General features: G+C 70.9%; 11 protein-coding genes and 1 pseudogene. 7 read left to right on the top strand and 5 right to left on the bottom strand.

Annotated elements, in window-relative coordinates:
* Positions 1 to 176 precede the first annotated feature (176 nt).
* A complete protein-coding gene (locus VGE03_RS09555; RefSeq protein WP_331046250.1) occupies positions 177 to 1,430 on the bottom strand; it encodes a UbiH/UbiF/VisC/COQ6 family ubiquinone biosynthesis hydroxylase in 1,254 nt (417 codons plus the stop codon).
* 136 nt (positions 1,431 to 1,566) lie between these two features.
* Between VGE03_RS09555 and VGE03_RS09550 the strand changes: the two genes are divergently transcribed.
* The 4 genes from VGE03_RS09550 (at position 1,567) to xth (ending at position 6,339) form a co-directional block, all read left to right on the top strand.
* Positions 1,567 to 3,996 carry a DNA translocase FtsK gene (locus VGE03_RS09550; protein ID WP_331046249.1) on the top strand — a complete coding sequence of 810 codons (2,430 nt, stop codon included), beginning with the start codon at positions 1,567 to 1,569 and terminating at the stop codon, positions 3,994 to 3,996.
* Positions 3,997 to 4,176: 180 nt separating this feature from the next.
* Positions 4,177 to 4,809, top strand: coding sequence for an outer membrane lipoprotein carrier protein LolA (locus tag VGE03_RS09545; RefSeq protein ID WP_331046248.1), 633 nt, complete (start codon positions 4,177 to 4,179; stop codon positions 4,807 to 4,809).
* Between the two features lie 246 nt (positions 4,810 to 5,055).
* Positions 5,056 to 5,511 (top strand): hypothetical protein, encoded by a 456-nt coding sequence (locus VGE03_RS09540; protein WP_331046247.1) that lies wholly within the window; start codon positions 5,056 to 5,058, stop codon positions 5,509 to 5,511.
* Between the two features lie 33 nt (positions 5,512 to 5,544).
* Positions 5,545 to 6,339 (top strand): exodeoxyribonuclease III, encoded by a 795-nt coding sequence (gene xth, locus VGE03_RS09535; RefSeq protein ID WP_331046246.1) that lies wholly within the window; start codon positions 5,545 to 5,547, stop codon positions 6,337 to 6,339.
* Here the strand turns inward: xth and VGE03_RS09530 are convergent.
* A complete protein-coding gene (locus VGE03_RS09530; RefSeq protein WP_331046245.1) occupies positions 6,336 to 7,742 on the bottom strand; it encodes an SLC13 family permease in 1,407 nt (468 codons plus the stop codon). The two genes, xth and VGE03_RS09530, sit on opposite strands and share 4 nt — an antisense overlap.
* A gap of 62 nt (positions 7,743 to 7,804) precedes the next feature.
* Between VGE03_RS09530 and VGE03_RS09525 the strand changes: the two genes are divergently transcribed.
* A complete protein-coding gene (locus tag VGE03_RS09525; protein WP_331046244.1) occupies positions 7,805 to 8,659 on the top strand; it encodes a hypothetical protein in 855 nt (284 codons plus the stop codon).
* Here VGE03_RS09525 and VGE03_RS09520 read toward each other — a convergent pair.
* Positions 8,656 to 9,558, bottom strand: coding sequence for a LysR family transcriptional regulator (locus VGE03_RS09520; protein WP_331046243.1), 903 nt, complete (start codon positions 9,556 to 9,558; stop codon positions 8,656 to 8,658). The genes VGE03_RS09525 and VGE03_RS09520 overlap by 4 nt on opposite strands.
* Positions 9,559 to 9,606: 48 nt before the next feature.
* On the opposite strand from VGE03_RS09520, the gene VGE03_RS09515 reads away from it, so the two are divergent.
* Positions 9,607 to 10,827, top strand: coding sequence for an MFS transporter (locus tag VGE03_RS09515; protein WP_331046242.1), 1,221 nt, complete (start codon positions 9,607 to 9,609; stop codon positions 10,825 to 10,827).
* On the opposite strand, the gene VGE03_RS09510 is transcribed toward VGE03_RS09515, so the two are convergent.
* Positions 10,818 to 11,504, bottom strand: coding sequence for a response regulator transcription factor (locus VGE03_RS09510; RefSeq protein WP_141625292.1), 687 nt, complete (start codon positions 11,502 to 11,504; stop codon positions 10,818 to 10,820). The two genes, VGE03_RS09515 and VGE03_RS09510, sit on opposite strands and share 10 nt — an antisense overlap.
* A gap of 64 nt (positions 11,505 to 11,568) precedes the next feature.
* Positions 11,569 to 12,279, bottom strand: a complete 711-nt coding sequence (locus VGE03_RS09505; protein WP_331046241.1) for a YggS family pyridoxal phosphate-dependent enzyme — start codon at positions 12,277 to 12,279, stop codon at positions 11,569 to 11,571.
* Here VGE03_RS09505 and VGE03_RS09500 point away from each other — a divergent pair.
* A pseudogene (locus tag VGE03_RS09500) lies at positions 12,278 to 12,460 on the top strand (thiamine phosphate synthase); the annotation flags it as partial. The gene VGE03_RS09505 and the pseudogene VGE03_RS09500 overlap by 2 nt on opposite strands.

The raw sequence follows: 12,460 nt of genomic DNA, 5'->3' as shown, positions 1-12,460 counted from the left end.
GTTCGCGTTGCGAATGGGGAGGTGTCGCGCTTCGGATACGAAGCGTGACGGAGGGGGCGGCTCAGGCTTCTGAAAGCTGGCCGCCAATCCCTTTCCATCCGCGCCGCCCCCTCCGTCTCGTCGGCTGATCGCCGCCGAGCCACCTCCCCATCGCGGATCGCGACGGGGAGGAAAGCTCAGACCGGCTCGCCCCGCAGCAGCCGCGGCAGGTCGCCCGTCGCCCCGCCCGCCTCATGCATGAAGGCCTTGCGCAGGGCCGGGATGCGGTTGACCGCCGCCATGCCCAGATCGCGCGCCAGCCGCACCGGCGCCAGGTCGTTCGAGAACAGGCGCACGAAGCCGTCGAAGCCCGCCGTCAGGGCGACGTTGTCGAACCGGCGCCAGCGGGCGTAGCGGTCCAGCACGATCTCCGAGCCGATGTCCTCGCCGGTGCGCATGGCCTCGATCACCACCTCGGCCAGGGCCGCGGCGTCCTTTAGACCCATGTTCAGCCCCTGCCCGGCCACCGGATGCACCCCGTGGGCGGCGTCGCCGATCAGGGCCGTACGCGGCGCGGTCAGATCCTCGGCCAGTTGCAGGGACAGCGGATAGACAAAGCGCGGTCCCACCACCGTGACGTCATCCAGATACTCGCCGAAGCGCCGCACCAGATGGGCGTGGAAGGCTTCATCCGACGCCGCGCGCAGGGCTTCGGCCCGGCGGGTCGTCTCGGTCCAGACCAGGCTGGCGCGCTGTTCGGTCAGCGGCAGGATGGCGAAGGGCCCCCCCGGCAGGAAGTATTCGTGCGCCACATTGCCGTGGTCCCGGCCGAGGGACACCGTCGCCACGACGCCGCTCTGGCCATAGCCCCAGCCGACCGTGTCGATCTTCGCGGCCTTGCGCACCGGCGACTGCCGTCCCTCCGCGCCGACCACCAGCGGAGCCTCAAGCACCGCCCCGTCGATCAGGGTCACCGTCGTCCGGCCCGGGCCTGCCTCGATGCTCTTCGCCATGGCCGGCGCCCGGACCTCGATCCCGGCGGCGATCACCGCCCCGGCCAGGGCCGTCCGGATGCGGCGGTTCTCGACCATATAGCCCAGCGGCTCGCCGTCGGTGCGATCAGCGATCTCGTCGGCGTCGAAGCGCAGGAGGGCCGACGACGGGCGGCGGCTGGCCGCCCCCGGACGGTGTCCGTCGGTGACCAGGATCCGGTCCATCCGGCAGGCGTGCGGCCGCATCGCCGCCCCGGCGCCGAGCGCGTCGAACATGCGGAAGGTGGCGAAGGCGATGGCCGTCGAGCGGCCGTCGAAGGTCGGCGCCAGCTGGGCGTCGAACGGCTGCGGATCGATCAGAACCACCTTCAGCCCGCCCTGGGCCGCCGCCAGCGCGAACGTCGCCCCGGCCATCCCGGCCCCGGCGATGATGATGTCGTAGCGATCCGGCGTGCTCATGGCGCCGGTTGTCGCGCCGCGCGGGGCCGGCGTCCAGTGCCTGAACGTCGCGCGCATCGCGCTCTGGTAAACGGCCCTTAACCCTCTCCAAGCGACAAAGGCGGCCGAGTCCCGCCTTCCCGGAGAGCGCATCCGCATGTCCGCCGCCCTCGCCCTCGGTCAACGCGCCTGGGTCAGCGCCCGCATCCTGTGGGACGCGCCGTTCGTCGTGCGCTTCCGCGGCGTGTTGCAGGCCCTGCTGGCGACCCTGCTGGCCGTGGCCATGCTGTCCTGGAATCCCGCCGATCCCAGCCTGAACGCCGCCTCGTCGGAGGCGCCGACCAACTGGCTGGGCGCCAACGGGGCCCTGTTCGCCGACCTGTTCATGCAGTCCCTCGGCCTGGCCGCCTGGCCCGCCGTCCTGCTGCTGGTCGCCTTCGGCCTGGCGGGCGCCATCGGCGACGCCATCCAGCAGCGCCTGAAGCCGACCCCGCTCAAGGCCCTGGCCGCCACCGGCGGCGTGCTGGCCCTGTCGGCGGGCCTGTCCTCGCTGGTCCATCCGGCGGCCTGGCCGCTCGCCGCGGGCCTCGGCGGCCTGTGGGGCGACGCGGTGACCGGCCTCCTGGCCATGGCCTGCGAGGCCCTGCGCATCGGCGCGGCCGGCCTGATCGGCGCCCTGCTGTTCCTGCCGCTGGGCCTGTGGGGCGTCGGCTACGCCGTCGGCCTGCGCATCGCCGACCTGAGCGACACCTTCGCCTGGGTGAACAGCCGTCGCGGCGCGCCCCGCCCGCAACCGGCCAGGGCGCGCAACGCCCCCACGCCGAAGCGCACGCCGCGCCCCCGCCCCGAGCCGGAGCCCGACTTCGACCCGGCCCCCTCGCCCCGCGCGGCCGCGGCGCCCGCGCCGACCTACGCCCCCGTCTCGCTGGACGACGCCGACGACATGCCGCCGTGGGACGAGCCCGCCCCGGCCCCCGCCCGCGCCGCGCCCGAGCCGAAGGTCGCCGCCGCCAAGGCGCCCAAGGCCTCGCGTCGCGAGGTGGACGAGAACCAGACCGCCTTCGACTTCGCCGGCAGCTCCGAGGGCTTCGACCTGCCGCCGCTGGGCATGCTGTCCAAGCCCGCCAAGCGCGTCGCCTCGGTCGATGAGGAGTCGCTGAAGCAGAACGCCAAGATGCTGGAAGGCGTGCTGCAGGAGTTCGGCGTGCGCGGCGTGATCGACCAGATCCGCCCCGGCCCGGTCGTCACGCTGTACGAACTGGTCCCCGCCCCCGGCGTGAAGCACGGCCGCGTCGTGGCCCTGGCCGACGACATCGCCCGCTCCATGTCCGCCCGCGCCTGCCGCATCTCGGTGGTCCAGGGCCGCAACGCCATCGGCATCGAGCTGCCCAACGCCAAGCGCGAGACCGTCTACCTGCGCGACCTGCTGGCCTCGACCGAATACGACAAGCCCTCGCACCTGCTGCCGCTGGCGCTGGGCGAGACCATCGGCGGCGAGCCCTATGTCGCCGACCTGGCGCGCATGCCCCACCTGCTGATCGCGGGCACCACCGGCTCGGGCAAGTCGGTCGGGGTCAACGCCATGATCCTGTCGATCCTGTACAAGCTGACGCCCGAGCAGTGCCGCTTCATCATGATCGACCCCAAGATGCTGGAGCTCAGCGTCTATGACGGCATCCCGCACCTGCTGGCCCCGGTCGTCACCGATCCCAAGAAGGCGGTCGTCGCCCTGAAGTGGACCGTGCGCGAGATGGAGGACCGCTATCGCCGGATGTCCAAGCTCGGCGTGCGCAACATCGCCAGCTACAATGACCGCGCCCGCGCCGCGATCGAGAAGGGCGAGCATTTCGAACGCACCGTCCAGACGGGCTTCGACGAACAGGGCCGCCCGGTCTACGAGTCCGAGAAGATCCGTCCCGAACCCATGCCCTATCTGGTAGTGGTCATGGACGAGATGGCCGACCTGATGCTGGTCGCTGGCAAGGATGTGGAAGGCGCCGTGCAACGCCTGGCCCAGATGGCCCGGGCCGCCGGCATCCACCTGATCATGGCCACCCAGCGCCCGTCGGTCGACGTCATCACCGGCACCATCAAGGCCAACTTCCCGACCCGGATCTCCTTCCAGGTCACCTCCAAGATCGACAGCCGCACCATCCTGGGCGAACAGGGCGGCGAGCAGCTGCTGGGTCAGGGCGACATGCTCTACATGGCCGGCGGCGGCCGCATCACCCGCCTGCACGGCCCGTTCGTCGACGACAAGGAAGTCGAGGCCGTCTGCAACCACCTGAAGGCCCAGGCCGAGCCCGATTATCTCGACCTGATCACCGACGATCCGGACGGTGACGGCGACGGCCCGTTCGATGACGGGGGCGGCAACGGCTCCTCGGGCGACGACCTGTACGACCGGGCCGTGGCCGTGGTCACCCGCGACCGCAAGGCCTCGACCAGCTACGTCCAGCGCCGCCTGCAGATCGGCTACAACCGCGCAGCCTCCCTGATCGAGCGGATGGAGCAGGAAGGCGTGGTCAGCCCCGCCAACCACGCGGGCAAGCGCGACGTTCTGGCCGGTCCGCCGCCGATGATCTAGCGGGCGGGGGCTGAACCGGCCCGGCCATGACGCGTTTGGGACGGGCTGTCCGCGATCACCCCCGATGAACGGGGCTTCATCGCAGCGCCGGAATATGGTCTGGCTTGGGTCAAACCCCTGCCCGACCGCTCCGGCAAGACGGCCTGATCGACAACCATCCCGAACGGGAGAAGCTTGCCAATGACCGTCTCACGTCGCGCCTTCGCGCTCGGAACCGCCGCTGTCGCCGCCGTCGCGGCCCTGCCGGCCCACGCCCAGTCGAACCTGTCCGCCGAGGACCGGGCCACCCTGCAACGCGCCCAGACCTATCTGCAGGGCCTGACCTCCGCCCAGGGGACCTTCACCGAGGTGTCGGGCCCCGCCCAGCGCGCCGGCCGCTTCTACCTGCAGCGCCCAGGCAAGATGCGGTTCGAGTACACCAATCCGCAGGGCCTGCTGGTCGTCTCGGACGGCTACAATGTGAAGCGCTACGACCCGCGCCTGAACAATTTCCAGCAGGTGCCGCTGGGCCAGACCCCGCTTTCGGCCTTCCTGTCGCGCAACGTCCGTCTCGACCAGGGCGTCCGCATCGACCGTGTCACCCGCATGCAGTCCGGCGCCTTCGCCATCACGGCCCGCGATGCCCGCCGTCCGAACGACGGCCAGATCATCCTGTCGTTCGCCGGCAATCCGGTGCGTCTGCAGGAATGGACCATCATCGACGCCCAGGGGTCGCGGACCACCACCCGCCTGACCACCCTGCAACCGGCATCGAACCTGGCCGCCAGCCTGTTCCAGCTGCGCGACCCGACCCGTCGCCCGGGCCGCAACTAGGTTTCCCCTGACGCGCGAAGCGTTGCCGTATCGCCACGGCTGGGCTTCGCCGTCGAAAGGTTTGACATTTTCTGTCTTGCGTGGCACTTTGGCCACAGATCGGTGGGAGCCGATCTGAACCGCTACGGATTTCATCCCCTTCCCGGCGGCGAGAGAGAGACGAACCTTGCAGCGCCCGGTCCACCCGACCGGGCGCTTTTTTACGCCAGGCTCGACAGTCCGCCGGCGGAACAGCATTCTGCGAACATGATCGCCCTGCTGGTCGCCCTCTCCCTGTCCTTGTCCCCGACGCCCCGGGCGGTCGGGCCGAGCGCGACCGACGACCCGGACTCCGTCCGCTACGAGCAGTCCACGCCGCAGCGCGATTTTCTGGTCTTCTGGGTGATCGACTCGTCGGGACATCTGGTCCACCGGTCCGTCGATCCGATGGGCCGCGGCGTCGAGGGGACGCTTGAGCTCGGCCCCGACCGCTTCCACCAGATCGTCGAACTCCTCGCCCCTCTCGATCGTCCCGCCGAGCCCTGTGAATCCCGTGGCGAAGCCTGGGGCAGCCAGACCACCGTCTCCTGGACCCGGAGCGGATCGACCTCCAGCCTGACCCTCGGCGACGGCTGCCCGAACACCCGGATCGTGGAAGACACGGGCGCGGCGCGGCAGGCCGACCGGCTGGTTCAGGCCTGGATCGCCGAAACCCCGCGCTAGCGACGGCCCGCCGGTTCGGGCTAGGACCGAACCATGCTTCGCATCGCCACCTGGAACATCAACTCGGTCCGCCTGCGCGTGGACCAGGTCGCCCGCTTCGTCGCCGAACAGGCCCCCGACGTCCTGTGCCTGCAGGAGATCAAATGCCTGGAGGACCAGTTCCCCCGGGCCGCGTTCGAGGCCATGGGCCTGCCGCACCTGAAGATCGGCGGCCAGAAGGGCTGGCACGGCGTCGCCATCGCCAGCCGCAAGCCGATCACCGAGGCGCCGAAGCTGGACGTCTGCCGCGAGGGGCACGCCCGCTGCGTCGGGGTCATGGTCGACGGCGTCGAGATCCAGAACTTCTACATCCCCGCCGGCGGCGACCTGCCCGACCGCGCCCTGAACCCGAAATTCGATCACAAGCTGGACTTCTACGAGCGCCTGACCGCCGACATGGCGACCCGCGACCGCAAGGCGCCGCTGGTTCTGGCGGGCGATTTCAACATCGCCCCCGGCGAAAACGACGTCTGGAACCACCGCTACATGTCGAAGGTGGTCAGCCATACCCCCATCGAGATCGAGACCCTGCGCCGCCTGCAGGAGGCGGGGGACTTCACCGACGTCCTGCGCGCCCAGATCCCCGAGCCGACCAAGCTGGCCAGCTGGTGGAGCTATCGCGCCGCCGACTTCCGCAAGTCGAACCGCGGCCTGCGTCTGGATCACCTGTGGACCTCGCCCGGCCTGACCCCCGCCGTGATGGCCGGAACCGGGCGTATTCACGACGACGTCCGCGCGTGGGAGCAGCCCAGCGACCACGCCCCGGTGACGATGGACCTCGACCTCTAGAAGGGGAAGAAGACCGGGATCGCCACCATGGCCGCCGCCCAGGTGACGAGGTTCAGCGGAATGCCGACCCGCACGAAGTCCAGATAGCTGTACCCGGCCATGTTGAAGACCAGCACATTGGTCTGATAGCCGAACGGCGTGGCGAAGGCGGCCGAGGCGGCCATCATCACCGCCACCAAGAAGGGCCGCGGATCGACCCCCAGGCTCTCCGCCAGCGCCACCGCGACCGGGGTGATCAGCACCGCCACCGTGGCGTTGGACAGCAGCTCCGTGGCGAACAGGGTCACGCCGTAAAAGATGATCAGCGCGCCGAGAGGCCCCAGCGGACGGATCACGTCGATCAGCCCGGACGCCGCCGCCGCGGCCAGCCCGGTCACCTCGATCGCCATGCCGACCACCACCATCCCAGCGATCAGCAGCAGGATTTCCGGTCGAAGGCCCGCATAGGCCTCGTCGGCGGTGATGACCCGGCACAGGATCAGCAGCACCGCCCCGGCGAAGGCCGCCGCCGCGATCGGCGCGATCCCCAGGGCCGAGGCCGCGATAACCGCCAGAAAAACGCCCAGGGCCGTAAAGGCCCGCCCCGGCCGCAACGGCTGATTGGCGCCGTCCTCGAACAGGGCCACGTCGCCCAGGGCCGCATCCCCGGCCATGTCGGCCGAGGCGGCGCCGGGACGGGCGCCGAAGACCCGGCCCAGCCAGCCCAGAGGGGGCGTCCGGCGATGGCCGCGCGCCCGGATACGGGCCTCCGCCAACTGGCGGCGCTTCATTCTCACCTCATCGAAGCGAGCCGGGCGATCCAACTGCCGGGCGCCGATAAAATACAGGTACAGGCCGCCGGTGACGGCGATCACCAGACCGACGCCGGTGATGTCGAACAGGCCGAACACGGGCTGCCCGGCGTTCCGGGCCATGTCATTGACCAGCAGATTGGTCGAGGTGCCGATCAGCGTCAGCAAGCCGCCCAGAACCACCACATAGCTCAGCGGCATCAGGAAGCGCTTGGGCGACAGGTTCAGCGAAGTCGCCATGTCCCGCACCACCGGCGCGGCCAGCACCACCACCGGCGTGTTGTTCAGGAAGCCTCCGACCGAGCCGCAGGCGCCGATCACCAGCCAGATGGCCTGCGACCCCATGACCCGCGTCAGCCCCTGCGCCTTGCGGATCAGCCACGCCAGCAGGCCCGACAGCTCGATCGCATAGGCGATGACGAACAGGCCCGCGAGCGCGATGACCGCGGGACTGGCGAAGGCGCCCTGCACCTCCACCGGGCGAACGACGCCCAGCACCAGCAGGACGGCGGCGCCGGTCAGGGCGACGACGTCGGCCCTCAGCTTGCCGTGCACCAGCGCGCCGATGACCCCGGCGAGAACCACAAGGGCTGCAATTTGATCGAAACTCACGAACCTCCCCGGCCTCTACGCGCTAGGCTTCATGAACAGCGACGTTGGGAGACGAGAGTTCCATGGCGAAGAGGTCCGATCTGCACAAGCTTGCGCTTCTGGTCCTCGCTCCCCTGTCCGTCGCCGCCTGCCAGAGGCAGGAGGCCGGGTCCGATCCGGCGCCGCAGCCCGCCCCGACGCCCCCGCCCGCCACGACGACCTTGCCGACGGCCCTGTCCCGCACGGATCTCGTCGCCGCCCTCGCCACGGCCGCCTCGACCCACGCCGCGGGCGGAACGCCTGACGGGGCCGCGCTGGCGGGACGCAGCTTCGCGCTGAAACTGCCCTTCGGCTGCACCGGGCCCGCGGGCGCGACCGACCCCGACGGCCTCGCCGCCTGGCGCTGGAGCGACGACGGCCGCTCCCAGACCCTCAGCCTCGTCCCGGCGAACTGGACCGCGGGCGGCCCCGCCGGAAGCGCGGGCGATCCGCCCTGGGATCGCGTCGACGGCTACTGGATTTCCCGGCCATGGCTGGCGACCGGCGACTGCCCGCCCGTCGCCGCGCCGGTTTCGCCTTCGGACGGTCCTGACGGCCAACCACCCGCCGCCCTCCCCGCCTCGCCACTGACCGACGGGCTGGCGGTGATCCATCCCGAGGGCGGGTCCCGTCTGGGCCGCCGGGCGGACAACGCCTATCGCCATGTGCTGCGGGGGCCCGAAGGCCGTGCGCCCGCGGCCCCGGCTCGCGGCTACCGGCTGGTGCTCGAGGGACGCGTCACGACCTTCCCCGACGGCCGCCCTGTCCGTTGCAGCGCGCCCGGCCCGGACGCCCGCCCGACCTGCATCGCCGCCGTCTCACTGGACATCGTCGCCTTCGAAACCGCCGACGGCGTCCGGCTCGACGAGTGGCGCCCCGATCAGGGCCGCGCCCTCTAGCGGACCGCCTCCGCCAGGAAGTCGAGAAACACCCGCACCCGGGACGGCAGCCGCCCGCCATGCCCGACATAGACGGCGCGGACCTCCTCGATGTCGCCCGGATTGAACGGCTCCAGCACCTTCACCAGCCGCCCGGCGTCGAGGTCCGGCTGGATATGGATCAGGGACAGGCGCGCCAGCCCCGCCCCCGCGAGCGCCAGCGCCCGCGCCGTCTCCCCGTCGCCCGCCGTCACCGGACTGTCGAAGCGGTGGATGATCTTCTGCCCGTCGGTCGTCAGCAGCGGCCAGCCGGCCAGATGACGGGTGAAGTTGAAGCCGATCAGGTCATGCGCCGCCAGATCGTCCGGCGTCTCCGGCGTTCCGCGCCGCGCCAGATAGTCGGGCGCGGCCACCACCGCCATCCGGGTCTCCAGAAGCTTGCGCGCCATCAGCGACGACGCCGGCATCGGCCCGACCCGGATCGCCACATCGGTCCGCGCGTCCATCAGGTCGACCACCTGGTCGGTCAGCACCAGATCCAGCGCCACCTCCGGGTAACGGGCGGTGAAGGCCGGCACCAGCGGGATCAACCAATGCGCGCCGAAGCCGACGCTGGCGTTCACCCGCACCCGGCCGCGCGGCCGGGCCGAGCTGGCCACCGCCCGCTCCGCCTCGTCGATATCGGCCAGCACCCGCACCGCCTGGTCGTGGAAGACCTGCCCCTCGGGCGTCAGCGTCAGGCTGCGGGTCGAGCGGTTGATCAGCCGCGCGCCCAGCCGCGCCTCCAGCCGCGCCAGCAGCTTGCTGACCGCCGAAGGGGTCATCCGCAGCGACCGCGCCGCCGCCGACAGGCCGCCGGACGCGACCACCCGCACGAACACCTCCATCTCGCCCGAGCGGTTCAGGTCCAGTCGCGCCATCGTTGACTTGATCTCACAGATGAAGGTCTCTGGTGACATCTAGTGCAGGTGACGGCGCTCCGCCATCTGGCCGCCATGACCCACGTCCCCTCCCGCACCCCGCTCGCCCTCTATGCCCTGACCGTCGGCGCCTTCGGCATCGGCGTCACCGAGTTCGTCATCATGGGCCTGCTGTTGCAGGTCTCGGGCGACCTGGGCGTCTCCGTTCCCGCCGCCGGCCTGCTGATGACCGGCTACGCGCTCGGCGTCTTCGTCGGTGCGCCCCTGCTGACCATCGCCACCCGCACCCTGCCGAAGAAGACCACCCTGCTGGTCCTCATGGGCATCTTCACCCTCGGCAACCTCGCCTGTGCTCTGGCCCCGACCTATGAGCTGCTGATGGCTGCCCGCATCCTGACGGCCCTGGCCCACGGCACCTTCTTCGGCGTCGGGGCGGTGGTCGCCACCGGCCTCGTCGCGCCCGAGAAGAAGGCCTCGGCCATCGCCATCATGTTCACCGGCCTGACCCTGGCCACCCTGATGGGCGTGCCCTTCGGCGCCTGGCTGGGTCTGCAGTTCGGCTGGCGCTCGACCTTCTGGGCCGTGACCGGCATTGGCCTGCTGGCCCTGCTGGTCCTCGCCCTGCTCGTCCCTGCGGTGAAGGCGACCGAACCCCTCGGCCGCCTGCGCGACGAGTTCGCCGTCCTGAAGCGCCCGCAGGTCCTGCTGGGTCTGGCCATGACCGTGCTGGGTTTCGGCGGCGTCTTCGCCATCTTCACCTATATCCAGCCCCTGCTGACCGAGGTCGCCGGCTGGTCCGAGGCCGCCGTGTCGCCGATCCTGCTGGTCTTCGGCGCGGGCCTCGTCGGCGGCAACCTGCTGGGCGGCAAGCTGGCCGACAGGCGGCTGGCCCCGGCCCTGCTGGGCACGCTTCTGGCCCTCACGGTGGTGATGTTCGCCTCGGGCTGGGCCTTCCATGACCGGTACGGCGCGGTGGCTGCGGCCTTCCTGCTGGGCGCCGCGGCCTTCTCGACCGTCGCCCCGTTGCAGATGCGCGTGCTCCAGCAAGCCGGCGGCGCCGGTCAGGGCCTGGCCTCCAGCCTGAACATCGCCGCCTTCAACCTCGGCAACGCCTTCGGCGCCTGGCTGGGCGGGGCGGTGATCACGACGATCGGCATCAGCGCCGTGCCGATGATCTCGGCGGCCGTTCCTCTGGCCGCTCTGGCGCTGGCGATCCTCAGCCTGTCGATGGAGAAACGGGCCTCAGCGGAGGCCCTGCCTCACGGCTGAAGCCGGTACCCGCCCGCGTCGGTCAGGAGCAGCCGCGCCTGACCGGGCTCGGGCTCGATCTTCTGGCGCAGGCGATAGATGTGGGTTTCCAGCGTGTGGGTCGTAACCCCGGCGTTGTAGCCCCACACCTCGGTCAGCAGCTCCTCGCGCGACACGGCCTTGGCCCCGGCGCGATAGAGGTACTTGAGGATGTTGGTCTCTTTTTCCGTCAGCCGGACCTTCTTGCCCTTGTCGTCGACCAGCACCTTGGACGCCGGACGGAACTCATAGGGCCCGATGCGGAACACCGCGTCCTCGGACTGTTCGTGGCTGCGCAGGTGGGCGCGGATGCGCGCCAGCAGAACCGCGAACCGGAAGGGCTTGGTGACATAGTCGTTGGCGCCGGCTTCCAGCCCCAGCACGGTGTCGGAATCCGACGACTGGGCGGTCAGCATGATGATCGGGGTCGAGACGCCGTCCTTGCGCAGCAGGCGGCAGGCCTCGCGGCCGTCCATGTCCGGCAGGTCGACGTCGAGCAGGATCAGGTCGGCGCGGACCTCGCGCCCCATCTTCACGCCTTCCGTGGCGGTCGAGGCCTGCACCGGGCGGAAGGCCTCGTGCAGGGCCAGCTGCTCCGCCAGCGCTTCGCGCAGGTCGTCGTCGTCGTCGATGATCAGGATCGTCTTGGGCGTCGGCATGGCTGTAACAATGGACAGAGCCGGTCCAAACGCCAAGGGCGTCCGGTCCGTTGCCTCGTGATTTTCACTCGCGAGCGGAGGTTTCCGTCGTTTTTCGCGCCCCGAACAGGGCCGAACCGACCCGCACATGGGTCGCGCCGAAGCGGATCGCGACCTCATAGTCGCCGCTCATCCCCATCGACAGCACGTCCAGCCCGTTGCGGCGGGCGATCTTGCGCAGCAGGGCGAAATGCAGGCCCGGCGCCTCGTCCGCCGGCGGAATGCACATCAGCCCCTCGACCGGCAGGCCCGCGGCCCGGGCGGCGGCGATCAGTCCGTCGGCCTCTTCCGGCAAGACCCCGGCCTTCTGCGGCTCGGCCCCGGTGTTCACCTGCACCAGCAGGCGCGGGCTCCGCCCCGCCTTCGCGGCCTCGGCCGCCAGCGCCTCGACCAGCTTCGGCCGGTCCAGCGTCTCGATCACGTCGAACAGGGCCACGGCGTCGGCGGCCTTGTTGGTCTGCAGCGGGCCGATCAGCCGCAGTTCCAGCCCCGGCGTGTCGCGGCGCGAGGCCCAGTGCGCCTGCGCCTCCTGCACCCGGTTCTCGCCGAACACCCGCTGGCCCGCCGCCAGGGCGGCGTCGATCGCTTCCGGCGGCTGGGTCTTGGACACGGCGGTCAGGGTGACTTCGGCCGGGTCGCGGCCGGTCGTGCGGCAGGCCGCGTCGATGCGCGCCCGGACATGGTCGATCCGTTCGGCGATGGACGGCGACGGGGAAGCGGGGGAAGAAGGGGTCATGATCCTGCCGGCCGGTTACAGCGACGACGCGCGCATCCTGTGGGACGCGGCTCTGGCTCTAAACCGCGCCGCGACGGCTGTCAGCCCGGGCGCCGCGAGCCTGCCCCCCCTGCTGTTCTTCACCGATCCGGAGCGAACACCCCGTCCCTGGGAGACGGCGGCGCGCCAGCCGGCCGGCGCG

This window comes from Brevundimonas sp. (assembly GCF_036400995.1).
In the GTDB taxonomy this organism is placed as follows: domain Bacteria; phylum Pseudomonadota; class Alphaproteobacteria; order Caulobacterales; family Caulobacteraceae; genus Brevundimonas.
Note: the sequence above shows the minus strand (reverse complement) of the source record. Positions and strands in the feature narration are given on the sequence as shown.

Excerpts from the sequence above, each read along its gene's own strand:
- VGE03_RS09555 (WP_331046250.1), bottom strand. The coding sequence starts at position 1,430 with ATGAGCACGCCGGATCGCTACGACATCATCATCGCCGGGGCCGGGATG.
- VGE03_RS09550 (WP_331046249.1), top strand. The coding sequence starts at position 1,567 with ATGTCCGCCGCCCTCGCCCTCGGTCAACGCGCCTGGGTCAGCGCCCGC.
- VGE03_RS09545 (WP_331046248.1), top strand. The coding sequence starts at position 4,177 with ATGACCGTCTCACGTCGCGCCTTCGCGCTCGGAACCGCCGCTGTCGCC.
- VGE03_RS09540 (WP_331046247.1), top strand. The coding sequence starts at position 5,056 with ATGATCGCCCTGCTGGTCGCCCTCTCCCTGTCCTTGTCCCCGACGCCC.
- xth (WP_331046246.1), top strand. The coding sequence starts at position 5,545 with ATGCTTCGCATCGCCACCTGGAACATCAACTCGGTCCGCCTGCGCGTG.
- VGE03_RS09525 (WP_331046244.1), top strand. The coding sequence starts at position 7,805 with ATGGCGAAGAGGTCCGATCTGCACAAGCTTGCGCTTCTGGTCCTCGCT.
- VGE03_RS09520 (WP_331046243.1), bottom strand. The coding sequence starts at position 9,558 with ATGGCGCGACTGGACCTGAACCGCTCGGGCGAGATGGAGGTGTTCGTG.
- VGE03_RS09510 (WP_141625292.1), bottom strand. The coding sequence starts at position 11,504 with ATGCCGACGCCCAAGACGATCCTGATCATCGACGACGACGACGACCTG.
- VGE03_RS09505 (WP_331046241.1), bottom strand. The coding sequence starts at position 12,279 with ATGACCCCTTCTTCCCCCGCTTCCCCGTCGCCGTCCATCGCCGAACGG.